Raw genomic sequence first — 21508 nt, 5'->3', positions numbered from 1 at the left:
CGCACGCGCGCCCCCGGTCCCCCCGAGCTCAAGGAGCAAGCATGAACTTCGACGGAATCCTCTTCTTCCCCCTGACCCCCTTCGACTCCGAAGGCGAAGTGAACGAGGGCGTGCTGGCCGAGCACGTCGCCTCGGGCGTGGAGCACGGCGCGGGCGGGGTGTTCGCGGCCTGCGGCACCGGTGAGGTGCACGCCCTGTCGGCCGCCGAGCACGCCGCGGTGGTGCGGCGGTCGGTGGAGGTCACCGCTGGCCGCGTACCGGTGGTGGCCGGTGCGGGCGGCAGCGTGGGCACCGCCATCGAGCAGGCCCGCGCTGCCCGCGAACTGGGCGCGGACGCGATCCTGCTGCTGCCGCCCTACCTGGTGGGCGCGCCGCAGTCGGGGCTGGTGGACTACGTGCGCACCGTGGTCGCGGCCTCCGACATCCCGGTCGTGGTCTACCAGCGCGGGTCGATGGTGTTCACCCCCCAGAGCGCGGCGGAGCTGGCCGCGATCCCGCAGGTGGTGGGGATCAAGGACGGGGTGGGCGACCTGGGCCGGATGCACCAGATCGTGATGGCGGTGCGCGACCTGCGCGGTGAGGAGTTCACCTTCTTCAACGGCCTGCCCACGGCGGAGCTGACCGTGGCGGCCTACCGGTCGGTGGGCGTGCCGCTGTACTCCTCGGCGGCGTTCGCGTTCGTGCCCGAGGTGGCCGACGCCTTCTACCGCGCCTTCCACTCCGGCGACGCGCTGGCCGACACCCTGATGCGCGAGTTCTTCGAGCCGCTGGTGCGGCTGCGCGACCGGACGCCGGGGTACGCGGTGTCGCTGGTCAAGGCGGGCGCGCGGCTGCGCGGGGTGGACATGGGCGGGGTGCGCGCGCCGTTCCGCGACCCCACCGCCGAGGAGGAGTCCGCGCTGGCCGAGCTGATCGAGACCGGCCTGTCCCTGGTCAAGGAGGGCTGAACGTGCGCGTCACCGAGGTCGGCGCCCGGGCCTTCCGGCTGCCGCTGCACCGCTCCTGGGACGGGGGCGTGGACCGCAACGACGTCGTGGTGGTGCGGGTGGCCACCGACGCCGGGCTGGTCGGCACGGGTTTCGCGTGGACCCCGCTGATCGGGGCCCGGGCGGTGGCCGCGCTGGTCAACGACGACCTGCGGCCCGCGCTGGTGGGCGCCGAGGCCCATCCGGCCCGGTGGGACGAGCTGCGCTGGCACCTGCGCGAGGCGGGCACCAGCGGGCTCACCCTGATGGCGCTGGCGGGGGTGGACATCGCCCTGTGGGACCTGCGCGCCCGCGCGGCGGAGTCGAGCCTGGTGGACCTGGTGGGTCGGCGCCGCGAGTCGGCGCCGGCCTACGGCAGCGGGGTGAACCTTGACTACTCCTTGCCCGACCTGGTGGAACAGGTGCGCGGCTGGGTGGAGGCCGGGCACGTCGCCGCCAAGGTCAAGGTCGGCTCACCCGATCCGGCGCGGGACGCCGAGCGGGTGGGCGCGGTGCGCGAGGTGCTGGGCCCGGACCGGCTGCTGATGGTGGACGCCAACCAGCGCTGGGACGTGCCCGGGGCGGTCCGGGCACTGGACGCGCTGGAGGAGTTCGGCCCGCACTTCGTGGAGGAGCCCCTCCCGGCCGAGGACCTGGAGGCGCACGCCCGTCTGCGCGAGCGCACGCGGGTGCCCTTCGCCGTGGGTGAGAACCTGCGCACGGCCGCCGAGTTCGAGCGGGCCGTGGAGCTGGGGGTGTGCGACGTCGCCCAGCCCAACGTGGTGCGGGTGGGCGGCATCACCCCGTTCCTGCGGATCGCGGAGTCGATGGCGCGCCGCGGCGTGCCGGTGGCTCCGCACCTGTTGCCCGAGCTGTCGGGGCAGCTGGCGCTGTGCCTGCCCCGGGTGGCCATGGTCGAGGACATCGACCGGGCCTCCTTCGCCGCGCTGGGAGCGTTGGCCCGCCCCAGCGGGGTGGAGTTCGACCGGGGCCGGGTGCGCGCCGACACCGGCCACGGCCACGGCCTGGTGTTCGCCGACACGCTCACACCGGTCGCGGACGCTTCCCCCTAGCACCGGGTCGCGACCGGAAGGGGGCCGGGACGCCCCGTGGCGGTGGCGTCCCGGCCCTTTCGCGCCCTCCCCGGCCGGGCGGGGCGACGGGAGGGCCGCGGGGCGACCCGTGGCGGGGCTCCGGCCTCGCGGCCGTCGGCGGGCGGTTGCGCGCCCTCCCGCTGTCGGGCGGCAGGGGAGGCACCAGAGTAGGGGTACTCAGGGGGACCGGGTGCGCGTACCGATGCAGGCGGGGCGGCCCGGTCCTAGGTTCGGGGCATGACCTCCCTCCTGGTGGGCCACGCCGCGGCGGCCCTGCACTTCGGTTTCCTCGCCTTCGTCGTGTTCGGCGGCGCGCTGGCCTGGCGCTGGCCCCGGATGTTCTGGCTGCACCTGGCGGTGGCGGCCTACGCCCTGGGCATCGTCATCGTCGACTGGCCGTGCTTCCTGACCGAGATCGAGAACTGGTCGCGGGCGCGCACCGGGCGGGCGGCGATGGAGAACGGCTTCATCGACTTCTACCTGACCGGGAACCTCTACCCGCCCGAGCACCTGCTCACCTCGCGCCTGGTCATGGCCGGGATCGTGGCGCTCACCTGGGCGGTCGCGGGGTGGCTGGTCCTGCGCCGCCGTGCGGCGCTACGGGCCGGGGTGTGAGCGGTCGGCGCCCGCGCCGGCATCGGCCATGCGGCGGCGGCCCGAACGGCCCGGAGCGGGTCCGACGGGAGCTTGACCCTGACGCCGCGTTAGCCCCTAGCGTTCGTGGACATGACGATCACCGTTCCCGACACCCTCTCCTCGATGCGGCGCGTCCTGCGGGCCCCGGCCGCCGACCGCCCCGACCTGCTGCGCTCGATGCTCGAACCCGTCCGGGGCATGTACCGCTACTTCCCCGGTGAGGTGGACCTGGCCGACATGCACCGGCACTCGTTCGGGTTCCCCCTGGACCGCGACGAAGAGCGCTGCCTCGACGCGCTGCAGACGCTGGCGGACGCCGGGGCCTGGGAGCGCCTGCGGCGCGCGCTCGACGAGGCGCTGTCCGCGCTTTTGGCGGCGGCCCCGGATCTGGAGGTCCCCGACATCACCGTGCTGTTCGTGCTCGGGGACCCCGGTGACGACCACTTCACGGGGCCCTGCCTCGGCGTGTCCGGCAACGGCGGGCTGTCGGGCTACATCGTGATCACCCTGTGGCCCTTCCCCGAGAACGTGGCGCGGCTGGAGGCCACCGCAGTGCACGAACTCCACCACAACCTGCGCTACGGGCCCGGCGGGGTGGTGTGGGACCCGGCGGCCGTCACGGTCGGCGAGCACGTGGTCTCCGAGGGGCTGGCGGACGCCTTCGCCCGCGAGCTGTACGGAGACGAACTCGGCCGCACCCGCATCGGTGTGCCGCACCTGTGCGACGACGCGGTCTTCGACAAGGTGGTGTCCGGGCTCGGCGTGACCGGCATGGAGAACTTCACGGCGTGGGTGCACGGCGACGCCAGCGCGCGGCGCTTCGGCGCCTCCCCGGTGGGGTTGCCGACCGGGGCGGGGTACGCCGTCGGCAACAGGCTGGCGGACGCCTACCTGGCCGCGACGGGCCGGAGCGCGGCGCAGGCCCTGAGGGTCGAGAGCTCTCGGGTCATCGCCACCGCGCTGGAGTACGGGTGCTGACGGCCGGGTTCCGGCTCTGAGCGGGTGGCGTTGTCGCACCGCCTTCGGGAGAACGAGACGGCGACTCCGGGTGTCCAACATGGCGTTGCGGAAATCGAGCAGAGAGCCCCCCATGCGACGTCACCCTGTTTTCCGGAAGCCGACGCGCGTCGGCGCCCTCCTCCTGGGAACCGCCCTCCTGGCCACCGCCTGCGCCCCCGGAGGCGGGGAGACCGGAGAGGAGCCCAGCGCCGCACCCTCCTCCACCGCGGTCGACTACCCCGACGGGCCCTTCGAACGCGAGGGCGCGCTCGGCACCAACCGTATGTCCGGTACGGACACCGTCGTCCGCGTGGACGAGGTCGTCAACCACTCCGACCGCACCGTCGTGCGCTTCACCGCGTTCCCCGGAGGTGAGGACGGGGACATGCACCACACCTCCGCCGCCTTCGGCGCCGGCCAGGTCGGCTCCCACAAGTACGCGCCCGTGGGCCTGCGCATGATCGACCCCGTGGGCCAACGGCTGTACTACCCGGCCCTGAACGGGGACGACTTCGTCGGTTCGGAGATCTCCCCCTACGTCGTCGCCGGCGCCTCCTACCGGATGGAGGCGCACTTCCCGCCCCTACCCGCCGACACCCGGCGGGTGAGCGTGTCCTTCCCCGGCACGCAGGGCCTCATGACCGGCCTGCCGGTGGACACCGCGGAAAGCGCGTGGAATCCCGATGAGGCTCCTACCGAGGAGGCGCCCAGCCACTGGAGCGTCCGGCCGGGCGACGAGATCGTCATGCCCGTGGCCGACGGCCCCGTCCCCGAGCAGGGCCATGACCTGTACAGCATCGTGGAGAGCGCCGAGAGGGTCCGGGAGACCTCCACCACCGAGCAGCGGGTGGACCTGGACGCGGACGTGCTGTTCGCCTTCGACGAGGCCGAGCTGACGCAGGAGGCCACCGCTGTCCTGGACGAGGTCGCGGCCGAGACACGGGAGAAGGCCGACCCCGAGCTGCCGCCGATCACCGTCGTCGGTCACACCGACGGCGTGGGCGGGGACGACTACAACCAGACCCTGTCGCAGGAGCGGGCCGAGGCCGTCCGAGATTACCTGGAGGCCGAGCTCGGAACGGACTACGAGTACGTGGCCGAGGGCCGAGGCTCCACCGAACCCGTGGCCGAGGAGGGTGGGGAGGACGACGAGGAGGCCCGAGCCCGCAACCGCCGCGTGGAGGTCTCCTACAACATCCTGCGGGTGGAGCAGGAGAGCCAGACCGGTGAGGAGGAGACGGTCAGCGCCCTGGTGGGCACCGGCAACACTGCCGCGCCCGCGTTCTTCGTGGCCGAGGAGCGCGAGCCCGTCGCCACCGCCACCGGAACCAACAGCCAGGGCTTCGACTACACGCTGGACGTGTTCTCCCTGCGCCGCGACGGCGCCTTCATCGTCGCCGCCGTCGCGCTGACCAACGACAGCGGCCGTTCGATCAACGGCGTCACCGGTGCGCACTTCTGGGAGCAGGGGGCCCACGGAGGCCGGTTCAGCTCCTTCGGCATCGTGGAGCCCGGTAGCGGCGACGTGTACCGGTCGGTGCGCATCGGTGAGCCCGAGGAGGACGGCGAAGCCCACTTCGTGGAGCCCGTCCGCTTCCCGTACCGGATCGAGTCCGGCCAGACCAACCAGTTCCATCTGTACTTCCCGGCACCGCCGCTGGGGGTGGACACCGTGAACATGGAGGCCGGAGCCTTCGGCACCCTGGAGGACCCGCCGCCGGAGCGGCGGCCGGGGTCAGGCGAGTCCGGCGTCGTGGGCCAGCAGCGCGATCTGGGTGCGGTTGTCCATGTCGAGCTTGGCCAGGACGCTGGAGACGTGGGCCTTGACCGTGGCCACGCTCATGTACAGCTGCGCGGCGATCTCCGCGTTGGTGCGGCCCCGGGCCACGGCCAGGGCCACCTCGTGCTCACGCGGACTGAGCCGGGCCAGCGCCGTGCGGGCCCGCTCGTGGGCCCCGGCCTGGACGGCGGTGCGGTCCATCAGGCGCCGGGTGACGCTCGCGGACAGGATGGGCTCGCCCTCGGCCACCCGCAGGACCGCGTCCACGATCCGCGCGGGCGGGGTGTCCTTGAGCAGGAAGCCGCTGGCCCCGGCGCGCAGCGCGTAGAGGATGTTCTCGTCGGTGTCGAAGGTGGTCAGCACCACGACCTCGGGCGGGGGCGTGCGCGCCCGCAGCCTGCGGGTGGCGGTGATGCCGTCCACCCGGGGCATGCGCAGGTCCATCAGGACCACGTCGGGCCGGTGGGCGTCGGCCGCGGCCAGCACCTCGTCCCCGTCGCGGGCCTCACCGACCACGGCGATGCCGTGGACCCCGTCGAGCATCATGGTCAGCCCGCCGCGGACGAGGGCGTCGTCGTCGACGATCAGGACACGCGGCGCACGGTTCACGTCGGCCATGGTAGCCAGGCGTGCAGGTGGAAGTCCTCGGGTGTGCGCTCGTGGTCCAGCCGCCCCCCGGCCAGGCGCACCCGCTCGGTCAGGCCGACCAGCCCGGTTCCGCTGCCCGGCACCGGAGGGGGCCCCTCCCCGGCCGGTGCGGCCCCGGCGGGCCCGGCCACGGGGTTGCGCAGGTCGATCACCAGGCCCTCGCCGGGAGCGCCCTCCACACGCACCCGCACCGGCTGGCCGGAGGCGTGCTTGCGGGCGTTGGTCAGGCCCTCCTGGACCAGGCGGTAGGCGGTACGGCCGGTGGAGGCGGGCAGACGGTCGGGGTCGGCCACCGCGTCGCGCAGCTCCACGCGCTCCCCGGCCCCGCGCGCCTCCTCCACCAGGCGGGGGACGTCGGACAGGACCGGCTGCGGGCGCCCGCACGCCTCGGGCTCCTCCTCGCGCAGCACGCCGATCACCTCGCGCAGCTCCTCCAGTGCCTGGTGGACCCCGGTGCGCACCACCCCGGCGGCGCGGGCGAGCTGCTCGGGCGGGGCGTCGGGCCGGTACTCCAGCGCCCCGGCGTAGGTGGCCAGCAGGGACAGCCGGTGGGCGAGCACGTCGTGCATCTCGCGGGCGATGCGTGTGCGCTCCAGCATCCGCGCCTCGGCCACCCGGCGGCCCTGTTCGGCCTCGGCCCGGCGGGCGCGCTCGCGCAGCGACATCACCAGCGCGCGGCGGGCCCGGGCCAGGGCGCCCCAGCCCACCAGAGCACCGGTGGCGATGGTGATCAGGGCCAGCCACCAGGCGTAGGAGATCTGGGCGCTGGGCTGGAACAGTCCCTGGACCGCGTGCGCGGCGACCGCGGCCGCGGCGACCGCGAGGGCCAGCGGCAGGGGGCGCCGGTGGGCGACCTGGAGCACGCCCAGCGCCGCCGCGGGGGTTGCGGCGGGGGAGAGGACGGCCAGGACGGCCGCGCCCAGCGCGCCGGTGACCGGCCACCGCAGCAGGACGGGGGAGAGCACGCAGACCACGAAGCCGACGGCCAGGTCCAGCTCCCGCGTCCAGGGCTGCGTGTGGCCCTCCCAGCGGGTCCAGACCGCTGCCGCGACCTGGAGGAAGACCAGGACGAGCACGGCGGCCAGGGCCCGCGGCGAGCTGCGGCGCGCGGGCCGGGTCTCGTCGTCGATCGGGCTCGGCACCAGGTCAGCGTAGCTCCGGGTGTTCCCGCCCCGACACCGACCAAAGTCGGATACGGCCCCGTCCGCGGTCGGCCCCGTCCGCGCCCCGGGACCGATGCGGCGGCGGTGCCGGTGCGGGGAGTGTGGGGCGCGGGACGTTCGGGGGCCGACACCGCACCGGTGCGGTCCCGGTGCCCCGGTGTCCCGGCGGCGCGATCCGGGCGGCCGGGACACCGGGACCGGCCGGGAGTTCGCCTCCGAGGGGACGTGGACGGACCTTCCGTCCAGCAGACCGTGCCGCACCACACGACGACGACGTTGGGAAAGACCATGGCCACCACGGAAACCGCCGCCCGCACCGCCTCAGCCGTCCCCCGGCGGCTACTCACCGCGGCCGCCGCGGTGCTCGCTCCGCTGGCCCTGTGGGCCCTGGCCGTGCCGCTGATGGGCGTGGACCTGACCGCCTTCCCGGGCGGGCAGGCCCGGCCGGTGGGGCCGGGGGCCGTGGCCTTCGCGGGTCTGCTCAGCGCCGCGGCGGCCTGGGGGCTGCTCGCGGTGCTGGAGCGCACGGCGCGGCGGCCCCGGCGGGCGTGGACGGTCACCGCCTGCGCGGTGCTCGCGCTCTCCCTGGCCGGACCCCTCACCAGCGGCGCCGCGCCGGTGGTCGTGCTGGTGCTGGAGGGAATGCACGTCCTGGTCGGGGCGGTGCTGATCCTGGGCCTGGGCCGCTCGGCCCGCGCCTGAGCCCGTGCCCCCGCACAAGGGGGCGTTCGCGGAGCGTCCCCGCCCGCTTCGGGCTCCCCGCCGGGACCGCAGCGGCGCGGGACGGCCGTGGGCGGGGTTGCGGAGTCCGCGCCGGGCCTGCCACCGCCCGGTGCGGGTCACCGGGCGGGGCGCGGCGTCATCCCGCCCGGCGGGCCCGCAGGACGGTGTCGTGGGTGTGGCGTGCGCCCTCGGGCGCGGGGGCGGGCCGCGCCCGGGTCTCGTCCACCAGGACGGTCCAGCCGTCGCCGAGGAGCCCGGCGACCTCGACGGGCTGGTAGAAGTCGCGCGGGTCGGGGCCGTCGTGGTGCGGCGGCAGGTCGGCGAGGTCGTGGCTGACGAAGAGCAGGGTCCCGCCGGGGGCGACGGCGGCCAGCAGGCCGCGCAGCGCGGCGTGGTCCGCTCGGCGGGGAAGGGGGAAGTAGTGGACGGACACCAGGTCGAACGAACCGCTGGGCGGCGGCACGGCGGTCAGGTCGGCGCGCGTCCACGCCACGCGGTCGGTGTCGGCACCCGTGCGTGCGGCACGGCGCAGCGCGGTCCAGGAGATGTCGACGGCGGTGACCAGCCATCCCCGCCGGGCCAGCCAGAGCGCGTCGGCTCCCTCGCCGCAGCCCACGTCGAGGGCCTGTCCCGGCGGCAGGTCGGCGGTCTCGGCGACGAGCACCCCGTTGGGCTCGCCGCTGAAGACCTGTTCGCGGCTGCCGTACATCTCTTCCCAGAACCGTGCGTCCATCGTCCTTCTCCTCACTGGTGGGCCCTGGTGCGCGGACCGTGGCCGTCTCGGGCACCACACTGTTCCCCGGAGGGAGGGATGACAAAGTTCTTTGCGGAAACCGCAAGGAAGCGGGCACAGTCGAGCCATGAACGACGAGTTCGACGCTGTCCTGAGCACGGTCGGCCCCCGGCTGCGCGCGCTGAGGCACCACCACGGGATCACCCTGACCGCACTGTCCGAGACCACCGGTATCGCGCTCAGCACCCTGTCGCGGCTGGAGTCGGGCCGGCGCAGGCCGGGCTTGGAACTGCTGCTGCCCCTGGCCAAGGCCTACAACGTGCCGCTCGACGAACTCGTCGGGGCTCCGGCCAACGGCGATCCACGGGTCTACCCGCGGCCGACCGTGCGCAACGGCATGACCGTCATCCCGCTGTCCCGCAACCCCGGCGGGCTCCAGGCGTTCAAGCAGGTCCTCCCGGCCGGTCCCGACGACCTGGAACCCGATCCCCGCTCGCACGAGGGCTACCACTGGCTGTACGTGCTCAGCGGACGGCTGCGCCTGGTGCTGGGAGACCAGGACATCGTCCTCACCGCGGGCGAGGTCGCCGAGTTCGACACCCACCTGCCGCACTGGTTCGGCAACGCCGAGCCCCGGCCGGTCGAGTTCCTGAGCATCCTCGGCCCGCAGGGCGAGCGTTTCCACATCAGGGCCCGCTACCAGCCCTCGTGAGGGGCGCCGGGCATGCTCGGGGAAGCGCACCGCACGCGTGGGGCGTGCGGGAGCCGCCCACGGGGCTCAGCGGGTGGGCGGCGCGGTGCTCTCGCGCTCGACGACCTCGCCGCGCACGGTGACCACGCGGGGCTGGTCGCTGGGATCGCCGTCCAGGGCGAGCACCGCGGCGCGTTCGCCCATCTCCTCCAGCGGCAGGCGCACCGTGGTCAGGGCGGGGGTGAGGTCGCGCAGGGTGGGGATGTCGTCGAACCCGGCCACGGACAGGTCGGTGGGCACCCGCAGGCCCAGGTCGCGCAGCGCGGCCATCGCCCCCGTGGCCATGACGTCGTTGACGGCGAACAGACACGTGGCGTCGGTGCCCACCGCCATCAGGCGGCGGGTGGACTCGTAGCCGCCGTCGCGGGTGAAGGCGCCGTGCACCACGTTGTGGTGGGCCAGTTCCAGGCCCGCGCCCGAGAGCGCGGAGTGGAAACCGTCCAGGCGTTCGCGGGCGGTCTGGAGGTCGGTGGGCCCGGCCAGGATGGCGAACTCCCGGTGCCCCTGGGCGATGAGGCGGCGGGCCAGGTCGGAGGCCCCGGTGTGGTTGTCGGGGGTGACCGTGTCCGCGGGCAGGCCCTCCTGGGACACGCACGCCACCCGCCCGCCCTGGCGGCGGAACATGCGGATCTCCTCGGACAGGCGCCGGTTGCTCTCCTCGTCGGTGGAGCGCGAGCCGACCAGCACCACCGCGCGGGCCCGGTGCGCGCGCAGCGTGGCCAGGATGCGGCCCTCCTTCTGCGCGGAGCGGTTGGTGGTGCCCAGCACCAGGACCAGTCCCTGTTCCTCGGTGTGGCGGGTGACCCCGGCGGCGATCGAGGAGAAGTAGGGGTCGGAGATGTCGTGGACGAGCAGGCCGACCAGGGCACTGCTGTTGCGGGCCAGGGTCTGGGCCGAGGCGTTGGCCAGGTAGCCGAGTTCGCGCGCGCTGGCGGTCACCTTGTCGCGCAGGCGCTGACTGACCTGGCGTGTGCTGCCGTTGATCACCCTGGACGCCGTGGCCAGGGACACCCCGGCGTGCTCGGCGACCTGTTCCAGCGTCACGTAACCGGACTCCACGCCGCTCCCTCTCCTGCCTCGGCCCATGGGAAAACTCTTTCCTACCCTAGCGGAGCCCTCGACCAGCTCACGGACGCTCTGATGCCCCACGGGCCCCGTCAGCCACGGAACCGGTCTCGGAAGCGCGGCTCTCCCCGGTGCGCAGTTGCGTGCGCCAGGTCCGGGAGGGGGCCCAGCCCAGCGCGGTACGGGCCGCCTGGGAGGAGAAGACCGCGCGGCCGTCGGCCAGGGCGGCGGCCACCGGGGCGGTGCCGGGGTGGTGCAGGGGCAGCAGGGCGTCGACGGGCACCTCGGACAGCGGGTCGGGGGCCATGGCGTTGAACACCTGGCCGCTGCTGACCTTGGCCGGGTTCTCGATGACCAGCGCGAACAGCTCGGCGGCGTCGCGGGCGTCGACGTAGTTGAACAGGGAGGTGGCGGCCAGGGCCGGGTCGGCCAGCCGCTCGGCCATGGTGTGCCCGAGCTGGGTGGGCGCGCCCTCCCACTCCTCGGGGGCCACGACGTAGCCCGGGCGCACGCACGACAGGACGCAGGTGGCGGAGGTGCGGGCCAGGGCCCGCACTGTGTCCTCGATGATCGCCTTGCTCAGCCCGTAGGCGTGCCAGGGCGTGACCGGGTGGGCCTCGTCCAGCGGCAGGTAGCGGGGCGCCCAGGAGGGGGTGTTGTACCCGTAGACGGTGGGACTGGAGGCGGCCACCGCCGAGTGGGCGCCGTGGGCGACGGCGGCGGAGAGCACCGCCCAGGCCAGGCCGGTGTTGACCTGGAGGGTCTCTACGTCGGGTCGGGCGAAGGGCACGGCGATCCCGGCCAGGTGGACGACGGCCTCGGGGCGGGCCCGGGTGAAGGCCGCCTCCAGCGCGGCCGGGTCCAGCAGGTCGGCGGTGACCGCGTCGACGCCCTCGGGCAGGTCGGCCGCGGCGGTGTCCACGGAGGTCACCTGGTGTCCGCGTGCGGCCAGGGTGGCCACGACGCTGCGGCCGAGCCGTCCGGAGCCGCCGGTGACGAGAACGCGCATGGGTGTTGTCTTCCTTCCCTCGCCCCCGGGTTCGGGGGGTTGTCCACAGGTCGTGCGGGGCACTGGTGCCGCCCCGCGCGGCGGGCCTAACGTTGATATCGGGGGGTCCCGGGCCCGCCCGCTTTCGTGCTGCGCTCCTCGTGCCCGGGCCGCCCGGCCCCTCCGGAGCGGGCCCCGGTCAGAACCGGCCAGGCCCGACCGGACCCGCCCCGCGGGATCCGTCCCCGCGAGGCGTACCTCAGACCGCGCCTCGCGGCCGGGACCCGAGGACCCGGACCCCACCGGCTCGGCCCGCGGCCCCACCTCGGTTCCGCTCCCGCCGCGGAGCCCCTTTCCCCGTCATCTCCCGGGCACGGACCCGGGGCGGTCGGCGGGCTGGCCGCCCCGGGGTCGGTGCGGCGGAAGGGGGCCAGCCCCGAACGGCACAGAAGAGCAAGAAGCGGTCCGGCGGCCCTTCGCGGTCACCGCACCGGGGCGGATTCCGGGCTAGGGCAGGTTCCGGGCGGCCTCGGCCAGGGCCGCCAGCTCCCCGGCCCCGTCGGCGCGCCCGTCGCGCACCGCCACGCGCAGCCGCCGCTCCAGGCGCCCGCCCTCGGGCAGGGGCAGCCGCGTGTCCCACGCCAGCGCGGGTCCCACCCCCGGGTAGTCCTCGGCCCGCAGGAACCACGGGTCGGTGTGCTCCCCGGGCTGGAGGAAGACCAGGGTCCACCCCCCGTCCACGGCCCCGGCCGCACCCGCGGCTCCGCCCGCGGTCGCGCCGCCGTCCCCGGCACCACGGCCTCCGGTGCCCTCTCCCGCAGCGGCCCCGGCGCCCTCACCGCCGACCAGGGCCAGCCACTCCGCACGCGAACCGTGCAGGGCCTTCTCTCCCTCCAGCCCGCCCGCGCCCACGACGGCGGGCGGGGCCGCGGCCACGGGCGCGCGCCAGAACAGGCCCCCGTACCCGGCACCGGGCCTGCCGTTGGTGGCGGGGCTGCCGATGCTCAGGTCGCGCCCCGAGGTGTTGCGCAGCTGTGTGCGCACGTCCAGCACCCAGGTGCGCCCGTCCAGGCCCGCGGCCCGCACGGTGCGCTCCTCGCTCAGTATCTCGGCCCCGTCCGGGCCGGTCCACGACAGCGCCTCCACACGGCGGTCCGCGGCCAGCTCCAGCCAGGACACGTGCCGCTGACGGCCGTGGTTGTCCAGCAGCACCGACCCCCGGTCGCGGGTGAAGGTGCGCCCGCCCCAGAAGCTCACCCCCGACACGTCGGGCACGGCCACGCCCACCCCGAAGTGGTGCAGGTGGTCGGCGGGCCGCTCCTCGGTGACCGGCACCCCGGCGAGGGTGCGCACCGGGTGCAGGTAGGGGCGCGGCGACAGGGTCGGCTCGATGTCGGTCCCGTCCCTGAGGACGGCCAGGACGCGGCCGTCCAGGGTCAGCGTGTTCACGGCGTGGCCTTCGCGTCGGTCGCTCCCGCCCGGGCCGCGGGGGACCAGGCGGGGTCGAGTTCGGAGAACAGCGCCAGGTGCTCGGCGCTGCGGTGGACGAGGGCGTCGATGCCGGGGATGATCCGGCGCACCCCCTCCTCGGTGCGGTACACGTGCTGCATGCCCGCGGGCAGCGCCACCGGGTCGGGCGCGGTGCGCACCGCTTCGAGCACGTGCATGAACGCCCGGGTGGCCTGGGGCGGCACCAGCAGCGGCTCGCCCCCGCGCACGTGCTCGACCAGGTTGGACAACAGGTGGGTGCGCGGGTGCGTGGTGGTGGCCGGGGGTCGGCCCGGCCGGTGCACGGTGACGCGGTCCAGCGTGTACTCGAACTCGATGCGCCCCAGGTCGCCGTGGACCACCAGGCGCGGCGGCAGGTGCTCGGGCGCGCACAGGGTCACCGCCAGGGTGATGGGCAGCCCCTCCGCGGTGCGCACGCGCACGCACGAGGTGTCGTCGGCCTCGATGGGGTGGGCGTGGAACATCTCCAGCTCCACGTCCCGCGGCGCCTCGGTCGCGGCTCCGGCCACGGCCAGCGCGGTGGCCAGGGCGTGGGCGAAGGGGTTGGTCAGCGCCCCGTCCACGACGTCGCGCCCCTGGAGGCGGCGGCGCCCCGCCCAGGGGGCGCGGTCGTAGTAGGCCGAGGTGCGCACCCACGTGCCCGCACCGCCGATGCCGCGCACGCGCCCCACCGCGCCCTCGCGCACCAGGGTGCGCACGGCCTCCACCGCGGCCGACCCCAGGCTCTGGAAGCCCACCTGGCAGGCCAGCCCGGAGGCGTCCACGGCCGCGGTGAGCTCCTCGAACTCGGCCAGGGTCGCGGTGGTGGGCTTCTCCAGCAGCAGGTGGGAGCCGTGTTCCAGCGCGGTGCGGGCCAGGGGCAGGTGGGTGTGGATGGGCGTGGCCAGGACGGTGATCCGCGCGCCGGTGCTCTCGATCGCCTCACCCAGGTCGGCGTGGCAGGGCAGCGCGCCGTGCCCCTCCAGGTCGTCGTCCGCGGCGACGGGGCGCTGGTCGCACACGCCCACGAGCCGGACCAGGCCGCTCTGCGCCAGCTCGCGCAGGGAGCGCAGGTGGGCGCGGCCGTGGCCGTGGACCCCGGCCAGCAGCACGGGCACGGGTTCGCCCATCAGCTGCCCCCGAGCAGGTCGGCGACGCGGACCGGGGCCCCCGAGGCGATGGAGGCGTTGGCCGCCAGCCCGGTGAGCAGGGCGTTGCCGCCGTCGGAGTGGTCGGGGCGGATGCCGTCGTCCTCGCCGCCGAACAGCGAGTCGAGCATGAGCTGGTCGCCGCCGCCGTGGGTGCCCTCGCCCACCGCCACGGGGATCTCCTCGGGGGGCTGCCAATGGCGGCGCAGCCACAGCCGCGCGCTGGTGTGCTCCTTGGGAGCGGGCATGCCGCGCACGGGCGTGGTCTCGTCCTGCTCGGGCGAGGTGTACTCGAACTCGGTCATGTCCAGCTCCAGGCGGCCCCGGCTGCCGGTGATCGCGATCCGGTAGCCCTCCCAGGGCGCGTAGGCGACCAGGTGGTAGGTCAGGCGCGCGCCGGTGTCGTAGCCGACCAGCACGGACATGTCGTCCTCGATGGTGATGCCGGGTCCGAAGACGTTGAGGTCGCGCCGGTAACCGTCCTCGTGCTCGGCGTCCAGGTACAGGGCCCTGAGGTCGGCGCTGTCGTCCATGTGCAGGGCGAAGGGGTCGCTCTGGGCGGCGTCCTCGCCGTGGCCGCGCTCGTAGTCGGCGGCCAGGCCGTGGCGGCGGCCGTTGTCGTCGCCGTAGAAGAACAGCCTCCCCGACGCGAACACGTCGGTGGGGCGGGCGCCGATCCACCAGTTGACCAGGTCGAAGTGGTGGCTGGCCTTGTGCACGAGCAGGCCGCCGGACTGGGTCTTGTCGCGGTGCCAGCGGCGGAAGTAGTCGGCGCCGTGGCGCAGGTCCAGCAGCCACTCGAAGTGCACCGAGCCGACCTCGCCGATCACTCCGGAGGCGATGAGGTCGCGCAGCTGGCGGTGGACGGGGTTGTAGCGGTAGTTGAAGCCGACGGTCACCCGCCCCCCGGTGCGCGCCTGGGCCTCGTTGATGCGCCGCAGCCCCTCCAGGTCGGCGGTCATGGGCTTCTCGGTGATGGCGTCGAGCCCGGCGTCCAGGGCCGCGACGACGTAGTCGGCGTGGGTGCGGTCGACGGTGCAGACGATGACCTCGTCGACCCTCTCCTCCTTGAGCATGCGGACGAAGTCGTCGGGGGAGTAGGTCGGCACGGCGTCGAGCCCGGCGTCGGTGACGATGCGGTTGTGCACGGCCATGCGGGTGCTGTTGGTGTCGCAGAGGGCGACCAGACGTCCCCGGTCCCGGTGGGTGCCGGTCAGGGCCCGGGTGTACATCCGGGCGCGGGATCCGGTGCCGACGATCGCGTACCTGCGTGGGGTGGTGTGGTTCACACAGGGCATGGTAAACGCTTTCCCATCCAGTCGACAAGGGTGTCGACCAAGACGTGTCCGAGCGTCCGCACTCCCGTGACGCATGGCGGAGAGTAGCGCATCCACTTCGGAGGGTGGGATTTCTCGTGCGAACGAGCGCGGGGGAGGAAAGCGCACGGCAAAATCCGCGCCTCCGGGGCCGCCGGAAGCGTAACGATATGGGGCTTGGATCACAGTTTTCGGGAAACCTGCCGTTGACACCCATGTAACCCGGTGCTAGAAACTGAACATCTTAGTACGTGGATAGCGCTTACCAGAACATGTTTCGGCAGTTCATCACGTGTTCTCGCCCACAGCGTACGCGTCTCCGAACGAGATTGGCAGTTTCCATGAATCCAGGACCGCACGCGCCCGCCAGCGCTCCGGCGGTGGCCCCACAGGAGGGTGGATCCCCGTGAGCGCCCTCCTGCAACGGCGGCCCGCCAAGGCCCCCGACGCCCCGGCCGGCGCCAAGCCGCGCCGCAGGGTCGGCAAGAGCCCGGCCCCTGGCAAGCAGCGGAACGAGAACCTCGCCGCCTACGGCTTCCTGGCCCCGTGGTTCGTCGGCCTGGTGCTCATCACCGCAGGCCCCCTCGTGGCCTCCCTGTACTTCTCCTTCACCGACTACAACCTCATCGGCGACTACGAGTGGGTCGGCCTGGAGAACTACCAGCGGATGTTCGACGACGAGCGCCTGCACAGCGCGCTCAGGGTCACGTTCGTCTACGTCTTCGTGTCGGTGCCGCTCCAGCTCGCCCTGGCCCTGGCCCTGGCGATGATCCTGGACCGCGGCGTGCGGGGGCTGCCCCTGTACCGGTCGGTGTACTACCTGCCCTCCCTGCTCGGCGGCAGCGTGGCCATCGCCATCCTGTGGCGCCAGGTCTTCGGCGCGGAGGGCCTGATCAACCAGGTGCTCGCCTTCTTCGGCATCCAGGGAGAGGGCTGGGTCTCCCACCCCGACTACGCGCTGGGCACCCTGATCGTGCTCAACGTGTGGACCTTCGGCGCGCCCATGGTGATCTTCCTGGCGGGTCTGCGCCAGATCCCCGCCATGTACTACGAGGCCGCCGCGGTGGACGGGGCGGGCCCCGTGCGCCGCTTCTGGAACATCACCGTGCCGATGCTCACCCCGATCATCTTCTTCAACATGGTGCTGCAGTTCATCAACGCCTTCCAGACCTTCACCCAGGCGTTCGTGGTCAGCGGCGGCACCGGCGGCCCCTCGGACTCCACGCTCTTCTACACGCTCTACCTCTACCTGCGCGGTTTCGGCTCCTTCGACATGGGCTACGCCTCGGCGATGGCCTGGCTGCTGCTGCTGATCATCGGCGGGTTCACCGCGGTGAACTTCATCGCCTCCAAGTACTGGGTCTTCTATGGCGACTAAGACGACGGCTCCCGTGACCTCGCAGAAGCGCACGCGGGCCGAACACACACGACGGCTGATCACGCACATCGGGCTCATCGCCTTCGGGCTGGTCATGCTCTACCCGCTGCTGTGGATGCTCTCCAGCTCGTTCAAGCCCACCGAGGAGATCTTCCGCGCCCCGGGCCTGATCCCCGAGACCTTCACCCCGGGCAACTACACCGAGGGGTGGAACGCCCTCCAGTTCCCCTTCCACCACTACCTGCTCAACTCGGCGATCGTGGTGGCCGGGGCGATCGTGGGCAACCTCATCGGCTGCTCGATGGCGGCCTACGCCTTCGCCCGGCTGGAGTTCCGCGGCAAGCGGCTGTTCTTCGCCATCATGATGGCCACGATCATGCTGCCGATCCACGTCGTGATCGTGCCGCAGTACATCCTCTTCGCCGAGCTGGACTGGATCAACACCTTCCTGCCGCTGATCGTGCCCAAGCTGCTGGCCACGGACGGGTTCTTCATCTTCCTCATGGTGCAGTTCATCCGCGGACTGCCCCGCGACCTGGACGAGGCGGCGCGCATCGACGGCTGCGGCCACGTGCGCATCTTCTTCCAGATCATCATGCCGCTGTCCCTGCCGGCCCTGGCCACCAGCGCGATCTTCACCTTCATCTGGACCTGGAACGACTTCTTCAGCCAGCTGATCTTCCTCACCGACCCGTCGATGTACACCGTCCCCGTCGCCCTGCGCACCTTCGTCGACTCGACCTCGCAGACCTCCTGGGGTCCGCTGTTCGCCATGTCGATCGTCGCCCTGGGCCCCGTCTTCGGTTTCTTCCTCGCGGGTCAGCGATACCTCGTCAAGGGCATCGCCACCACCGGAATCAAGTAGTCGAAGGGAACCGAACACATGCACGCACACCCTGGCAACGGGCGCCCCCAGGCCCGTCGCCGCAGTCCTTTCCTCTCCGTGGCCGCGGGAGTGGGCGCCGTCGTCATGGCGGCCACCGCCTGTGGCGGCTCCGAGCCCGACGACGGCACGGTCGAGCTGCGCTTCTCCTGGTGGGGCGCGGACGACCGCCACTCCACCACCCAGCAGGTCATCGACCTGTTCGAGGCCGAGAACCCGGGCATCACCATCGTCCCCGAGTACACCGACTGGGGCGGCTACTGGGACCGCCTGGCCACCAGCACCGCCGCCAACGACGCCCCCGACATCATCACGCAGGAGGAGCGCTACCTGCGCGAGTACGGCGACCGCGGCGCCCTGCTCGACCTCAACGAGGTCGAGTTGGACCTGTCGGGGATCGACCCCCTGGTGGCCGAGAGCGGCGACCTGGACGGGCAGACCTTCGGTGTGGCCACCGGTGTGAACGCCTACGCGATCCTTGCCGACCCGCAGGCCTTCGAGGAAGCGGGCGTGGAGATGCCCGACGACGAGACGTGGACCTGGGACGACTACGTCGAGATCTCGGCCCAGATCAGCGAGGCCACCGACGGCGAGATCGTGGGCACGCAGAGCATGTCCTACAACGAGACGGGCTTCCAGATCTTCGCCCGCCAGCGCGGGGAGAACCTCTACGCCGAGGACGGATCCCTCGGCTTCTCCCAGGAGACGCTGGAGGAGTGGTTCTCCGTCACCGAGCAGTTGACGGAGAACGGCGGCCAGCCCGGCGCGGCCGAGAGCGTGGAGATCGAGGCGGGCGGCCCCGACCAGTCGGTGCTCTCCACCAACCAGGGCGCGATGGCCCACTTCTGGACCAACCAGCTGGGCGGCATCTCGGCCTCCTCCGGCCGCGACATCGAACTGCTGCGCTACCCGGGCGAGAGCACCGAGGACCGCACCGGCATGTTCTTCAAGCCGGCCATGTTCTACTCCATCTCCGCGGGCACCGAGCACCCGGAGGAGGCGGCGCTGTTCGTGGACTTCCTGCTCAACAGCGAGGAGGCGGCCGAGCTGATCCTGGCCGACCGCGGTCTGCCCGCCAACGTGGACGTGCGCTCCCACATCATCGACTCTCTGCCCGAGGCCGACGCCCGCAGCGCGGTGTTCCTGTCCGAGATCGAGGGCACGATCGTGGACGGCAACCCGCCGCCGCCGATCGGCGCGGGGCAGGTCGTGGACATCACCAAGCGCGTCACCGAGGACCTGACCTTCGGCGAGCTGACCCCGGCCGAGGCCGCGGAGCAGTTCATGTCGGAGGTTGAGGCGGCCACCGGCGAGGCCTGATCCGAGCCGCGTACCCGGCACCACCGTACGGGCGGGCCCGGCGGGAGGAGATCCTCCCGCCGGGCCCGCCCGCGTGTGCGGCCCGCCCGGTGGGGCGTTCCGGCGGCGTCCGTGCGCGGTCGCCCGTTCCTCAGGGTGAGGCGGTGACAGGCGGTTGCTCGGGGTCGGACTCCGGCGGCGCGGGGGCCGGGGGCACGGCGGTCTGGGCGACGAGGGCGCCCGCGACGATGACGGCGGCGCCGACGGCCTGCACGGGGGTGAGCGCCTCACCCAGCAGCACCCAGGCCAGCACGATCGCGGTGACCACCTCCAGGTAGGCGACCGCCCCGGCGACCTGCGGGGACAGCCGCCGGACCGCCGAGATGCCGAGGAAGTAGGCGAGCGCGGTGCACACCAGGCCCAGCCACAGGGCGGCCGCCCAGCCGGGGAAGGAGAACCCGCCGAGCGCGACCGGGTCGGCGAGCATGTGCCAGGGCAGCGTCCAGGGCCGGGCCAGGACGCCCAGCAGCACCGCGGCGACCAGGGAGCCGAAGGCCACCACGGCCAGCGGGTGGGTGTCCTCGCCCATGCTGTCCGAGAGCAGGAAGAAGACGGCCTGCGCCGCGGCGGCGCCCAGCGCCAGCCCGACGCCGACCGCGTCCAGGCGCACGCCCGCCCACACCTCCAGCAGCAGGCCGAGCCCGGCCACGGCCAGGACCACGCCGACCACGGCGGCGGGGGAGACCCGGGTGCGGCGCACCACGCGCAGCCACAGCAGGACCAGGACCGGACCGAGGAACTCGATGAGCAGGGCGATGCCCACGGGGATGCGCGCGATGGAGGCGAAGTACAGGGCCTGGACCCCGGCCATCGGGAAGACGCCGTAGGCCAGGACCAGCAGCGGGCGGCGGCGGGCGGTGCGCCAGTGGGCCAGGGCCACGGGCAACAGCAGCAGCGCCGCACCGGCCACACGCAGCCAGGTGACGTGGAGGGAGTCCATCCCCGCGTCCAGCAGGGGGCGGGCGAAGACGCCCGAACCGCCGAAGGCGAGTGCCGAGGCGAGCGCGAAGGCCAGCCCCGAGCTCCGGTGGCGCGCGGGTGGGACGGACACGGCGGTGCTCCCGGGGGATGGTGGGGACATGGGACCGTTGACGAGCATACGGCCGGGGTCCGGGGGAGTCCTCGGGCGGCGTGCGCCCTTCGGCACCGGATGCTGTGCGCGGGGTGGGGACCACGGCCCTCGCCGACCGCGTCCTCGGCGTCCGGTGCGCGGGTACGGGCCGAGCGGGGAGCGCGCTCCCTACCGGTGGAACCGGCCTCAGCCCTGTGCGGGGGTGAGGTCGATCTGCGCCCAGGCGACGTCGTGCCAGGCGTCGAACTTGCGGCCCACCCGGCGCATGACGCCCACGTCCTCGAAACCCAGGGAGCGGTGCAGGCCCAGACTGGCCTCGTTGGGCAGGGTCATGCACGCGACGGCGGTGCGCATGCCGCGTCCGGCCAGGCGGGGCAGCAGCTCCCGGTACAGGGCACGGCCCGCGCCGGTGCGCCTGCGGCCCATCGCCAGGTAGACGCTGACCTCGCACGACCACCGGTAGGCGTCGCGGGCGCGGAAGGGCCCGCCGTAGGCGTAGCCGACGACCCCGTCGGCGTCCTCCAGCACGATCCAGGCGTGCCGCCGCTGGGCCGCGGCGATCCGCTCGGCCATCTGCTCGGCGGTGGGCGGCTCGTACTCGAAGGTGATCGCGGTGTCGGTCACGTAGGGGGAGTAGATCGCCGCGCACGCCGGGGCGTCCGCGGGGGTCGCGTCGCGGACGGTGAGGGTCGGCATCGAAGTCATGTCGACCATGTTATTCAGTTCTGCTCCCTATAGTGAACGCCATGAGCGACACACTGGGCACGGCCCTGGCTTCGACCCTGCGAGAGCTGCGCCGGGCCCGCGGGCTGAGCGGAGGGGCGCTGGCCGAGCTGTCCGGTGTCTCCCGGGGCATGATCAGCCGGATCGAGAACGGCGAGGCACAGCCCACCGCCTCCCTGCTGGGGCGGATCGCCGCCGCGCTCGGCATCACCCTGTCGGAGCTGATCGCCCGCGCGGAGCAGGGCGACCGCCGCCTGGTCCGCGCGCACGAGCAGCCCGTGTGGACCGACCCCGGGACGGGCTACCGGCGGCGCGCGGTCTCGCCCGCGTCCGGCGGCCCGATCGAACTGGTGGAGGTGGAGCTGCCGCCGGGTGCGCGGGTGGGCTTCCCCGCTCAGGCCTACGCCCTCACCCACCACCAGATCTGGGTGCTGGAGGGCACGCTGGCCTTCCGTGAGGGCGGTGTGGAGCACGTGCTGGAGCGGGGTGACTGCCTGCACCTGGGCCCGCCCGAGCCGTGCGAGTTCCACAACCCGACCGGTGCGGACTGCCGGTACCTGGTGGTCATCTCCCGGCGCGGGGCCTGAGGCGGCGGA

General features: G+C 73.5%; 20 protein-coding genes and 1 pseudogene. 11 read left to right on the top strand and 10 right to left on the bottom strand.

Going from position 1 to position 21508, the window contains the following annotated elements; genetic code table 11:
* Positions 1-41: 41 nt before the first annotated feature.
* The 5 genes and pseudogenes from G011_RS0103835 to G011_RS32930 all read left to right on the top strand — a co-directional run.
* Positions 42-947 carry a 5-dehydro-4-deoxyglucarate dehydratase gene (locus G011_RS0103835; RefSeq protein ID WP_019607316.1) on the top strand — a complete coding sequence of 302 codons (906 nt, stop codon included), beginning with the start codon at positions 42-44 and terminating at the stop codon, positions 945-947.
* 2 nt (positions 948-949) lie between these two features.
* Complete coding sequence (locus tag G011_RS0103830; protein ID WP_019607315.1) at positions 950-2038, top strand: mandelate racemase/muconate lactonizing enzyme family protein; 1089 nt, start codon at positions 950-952, stop codon at positions 2036-2038.
* A gap of 258 nt (positions 2039-2296) precedes the next feature.
* Positions 2297-2674, top strand: a complete 378-nt coding sequence (locus G011_RS0103825; protein WP_019607314.1) for a DUF2784 domain-containing protein — start codon at positions 2297-2299, stop codon at positions 2672-2674.
* Between the two features lie 111 nt (positions 2675-2785).
* On the top strand, positions 2786-3673 hold the full coding sequence (locus G011_RS0103820; RefSeq protein ID WP_026337992.1) for a DUF2268 domain-containing protein: 888 nt from the start codon (positions 2786-2788) through the stop codon (positions 3671-3673).
* A gap of 79 nt (positions 3674-3752) precedes the next feature.
* Positions 3753-4841: pseudogene (locus G011_RS32930) on the top strand (OmpA family protein); the annotation flags it as partial.
* A gap of 588 nt (positions 4842-5429) precedes the next feature.
* Here the strand turns inward: G011_RS32930 and G011_RS0103810 are convergent.
* Together G011_RS0103810 and G011_RS0103805 are read right to left on the bottom strand one after the other, a co-directional pair.
* Complete coding sequence (locus tag G011_RS0103810; protein ID WP_019607311.1) at positions 5430-6092, bottom strand: response regulator transcription factor; 663 nt, start codon at positions 6090-6092, stop codon at positions 5430-5432.
* Complete coding sequence (locus tag G011_RS0103805; RefSeq protein WP_019607310.1) at positions 6080-7264, bottom strand: sensor histidine kinase; 1185 nt, start codon at positions 7262-7264, stop codon at positions 6080-6082. The genes G011_RS0103810 and G011_RS0103805 overlap by 13 nt, the downstream gene beginning before the upstream one ends.
* A 309-nt stretch (positions 7265-7573) precedes the next feature.
* Here G011_RS0103805 and G011_RS0103800 point away from each other — a divergent pair, with 309 nt between their 5' ends.
* Entirely contained in the window at positions 7574-7987 is a 414-nt protein-coding gene (locus G011_RS0103800; protein WP_019607309.1) for a DUF6069 family protein, read from the top strand.
* Between the two features lie 157 nt (positions 7988-8144).
* Here the strand turns inward: G011_RS0103800 and G011_RS0103795 are convergent, their stop codons facing one another.
* Complete coding sequence (locus G011_RS0103795) at positions 8145-8741, bottom strand: bifunctional 2-polyprenyl-6-hydroxyphenol methylase/3-demethylubiquinol 3-O-methyltransferase UbiG (RefSeq protein WP_019607308.1); 597 nt, start codon at positions 8739-8741, stop codon at positions 8145-8147.
* Positions 8742-8868: 127 nt separating this feature from the next.
* On the opposite strand from G011_RS0103795, the gene G011_RS0103790 reads away from it, so the two are divergent.
* Positions 8869-9453 carry a helix-turn-helix domain-containing protein gene (locus G011_RS0103790; protein WP_019607307.1) on the top strand — a complete coding sequence of 195 codons (585 nt, stop codon included), beginning with the start codon at positions 8869-8871 and terminating at the stop codon, positions 9451-9453.
* Positions 9454-9519: 66 nt separating this feature from the next.
* Here the strand turns inward: G011_RS0103790 and G011_RS0103785 are convergent, their stop codons facing one another.
* The 5 genes from G011_RS0103785 to G011_RS0103765 all read right to left on the bottom strand — a co-directional run bounded on the left by G011_RS0103785 (position 9520) and on the right by G011_RS0103765 (position 15470).
* Positions 9520-10551 carry a LacI family DNA-binding transcriptional regulator gene (locus G011_RS0103785; protein WP_013153062.1) on the bottom strand — a complete coding sequence of 344 codons (1032 nt, stop codon included), beginning with the start codon at positions 10549-10551 and terminating at the stop codon, positions 9520-9522.
* 67 nt (positions 10552-10618) lie between these two features.
* Complete coding sequence (locus G011_RS0103780) at positions 10619-11566, bottom strand: NAD(P)-dependent oxidoreductase (RefSeq protein WP_019607306.1); 948 nt, start codon at positions 11564-11566, stop codon at positions 10619-10621.
* A 486-nt stretch (positions 11567-12052) separates the two neighbouring features.
* Positions 12053-12994, bottom strand: coding sequence for a PmoA family protein (locus G011_RS0103775; protein WP_019607305.1), 942 nt, complete (start codon positions 12992-12994; stop codon positions 12053-12055).
* Complete coding sequence (locus G011_RS0103770; protein ID WP_019607304.1) at positions 12991-14163, bottom strand: Gfo/Idh/MocA family protein; 1173 nt, start codon at positions 14161-14163, stop codon at positions 12991-12993. Before G011_RS0103770 ends, G011_RS0103775 begins: the two co-directional genes overlap by 4 nt.
* Positions 14163-15470: a Gfo/Idh/MocA family protein gene (locus G011_RS0103765; protein ID WP_019607303.1), complete on the bottom strand. Its 1308-nt coding sequence runs from the start codon at positions 15468-15470 to the stop codon at positions 14163-14165. The genes G011_RS0103770 and G011_RS0103765 overlap by 1 nt, the downstream gene beginning before the upstream one ends.
* Before the next feature lie 433 nt (positions 15471-15903).
* Here G011_RS0103765 and G011_RS0103760 point away from each other — a divergent pair, with 433 nt between their 5' ends.
* The 3 genes from G011_RS0103760 to G011_RS0103750 are packed head-to-tail and all read left to right on the top strand — an operon-like array spanning position 15904 to position 19078.
* On the top strand, positions 15904-16875 hold the full coding sequence (locus G011_RS0103760) for a carbohydrate ABC transporter permease (RefSeq protein ID WP_019607302.1): 972 nt from the start codon (positions 15904-15906) through the stop codon (positions 16873-16875).
* Positions 16865-17740, top strand: a complete 876-nt coding sequence (locus G011_RS0103755; RefSeq protein WP_026337991.1) for a carbohydrate ABC transporter permease — start codon at positions 16865-16867, stop codon at positions 17738-17740. The genes G011_RS0103760 and G011_RS0103755 overlap by 11 nt, the downstream gene beginning before the upstream one ends.
* A gap of 18 nt (positions 17741-17758) precedes the next feature.
* Positions 17759-19078, top strand: a complete 1320-nt coding sequence (locus tag G011_RS0103750; protein WP_026337990.1) for an ABC transporter substrate-binding protein — start codon at positions 17759-17761, stop codon at positions 19076-19078.
* 130 nt (positions 19079-19208) lie between these two features.
* Here G011_RS0103750 and G011_RS0103745 read toward each other — a convergent pair whose 3' ends face one another.
* Both G011_RS0103745 and G011_RS0103740 read right to left on the bottom strand, forming a co-directional pair.
* A complete protein-coding gene (locus G011_RS0103745; protein ID WP_019607299.1) occupies positions 19209-20168 on the bottom strand; it encodes a DMT family transporter in 960 nt (319 codons plus the stop codon).
* A gap of 207 nt (positions 20169-20375) precedes the next feature.
* A complete protein-coding gene (locus G011_RS0103740; RefSeq protein WP_019607298.1) occupies positions 20376-20903 on the bottom strand; it encodes a GNAT family N-acetyltransferase in 528 nt (175 codons plus the stop codon).
* 32 nt (positions 20904-20935) lie between these two features.
* Here G011_RS0103740 and G011_RS0103735 point away from each other — a divergent pair, with 32 nt between their 5' ends.
* Complete coding sequence (locus tag G011_RS0103735) at positions 20936-21499, top strand: XRE family transcriptional regulator (protein ID WP_019607297.1); 564 nt, start codon at positions 20936-20938, stop codon at positions 21497-21499.
* The last annotated feature ends 9 nt before the right edge of the window (positions 21500-21508 follow it).

Origin of the sequence: Nocardiopsis sp. CNS-639, assembly GCF_000381685.1 — a bacterium.
In the GTDB taxonomy this organism is placed as follows: Bacteria; Actinomycetota; Actinomycetes; order Streptosporangiales; family Streptosporangiaceae; genus Nocardiopsis; species Nocardiopsis dassonvillei.
The sequence above is the reverse complement of the archived record's forward strand: the minus strand, read 5'-3'. Positions and strand labels throughout refer to the sequence as shown.

What these genes read in the sequence shown, in the direction of transcription:
- G011_RS0103835 (WP_019607316.1), top strand. Translation starts at nt 42, where the DNA reads ATGAACTTCGACGGAATCCTCTTCTTCCCCCTGACCCCCTTCGACTCC.
- G011_RS0103825 (WP_019607314.1), top strand. Translation starts at nt 2,297, where the DNA reads ATGACCTCCCTCCTGGTGGGCCACGCCGCGGCGGCCCTGCACTTCGGT.
- G011_RS0103820 (WP_026337992.1), top strand. Translation starts at nt 2,786, where the DNA reads ATGACGATCACCGTTCCCGACACCCTCTCCTCGATGCGGCGCGTCCTG.
- G011_RS0103810 (WP_019607311.1), bottom strand. Translation starts at nt 6,092, where the DNA reads ATGGCCGACGTGAACCGTGCGCCGCGTGTCCTGATCGTCGACGACGAC.
- G011_RS0103800 (WP_019607309.1), top strand. Translation starts at nt 7,574, where the DNA reads ATGGCCACCACGGAAACCGCCGCCCGCACCGCCTCAGCCGTCCCCCGG.
- G011_RS0103795 (WP_019607308.1), bottom strand. Translation starts at nt 8,741, where the DNA reads ATGGACGCACGGTTCTGGGAAGAGATGTACGGCAGCCGCGAACAGGTC.
- G011_RS0103790 (WP_019607307.1), top strand. Translation starts at nt 8,869, where the DNA reads ATGAACGACGAGTTCGACGCTGTCCTGAGCACGGTCGGCCCCCGGCTG.
- G011_RS0103780 (WP_019607306.1), bottom strand. Translation starts at nt 11,566, where the DNA reads ATGCGCGTTCTCGTCACCGGCGGCTCCGGACGGCTCGGCCGCAGCGTC.
- G011_RS0103770 (WP_019607304.1), bottom strand. Translation starts at nt 14,163, where the DNA reads ATGGGCGAACCCGTGCCCGTGCTGCTGGCCGGGGTCCACGGCCACGGC.
- G011_RS0103755 (WP_026337991.1), top strand. Translation starts at nt 16,865, where the DNA reads ATGGCGACTAAGACGACGGCTCCCGTGACCTCGCAGAAGCGCACGCGG.
- G011_RS0103750 (WP_026337990.1), top strand. Translation starts at nt 17,759, where the DNA reads ATGCACGCACACCCTGGCAACGGGCGCCCCCAGGCCCGTCGCCGCAGT.
- G011_RS0103740 (WP_019607298.1), bottom strand. Translation starts at nt 20,903, where the DNA reads ATGGTCGACATGACTTCGATGCCGACCCTCACCGTCCGCGACGCGACC.
- G011_RS0103735 (WP_019607297.1), top strand. Translation starts at nt 20,936, where the DNA reads ATGAGCGACACACTGGGCACGGCCCTGGCTTCGACCCTGCGAGAGCTG.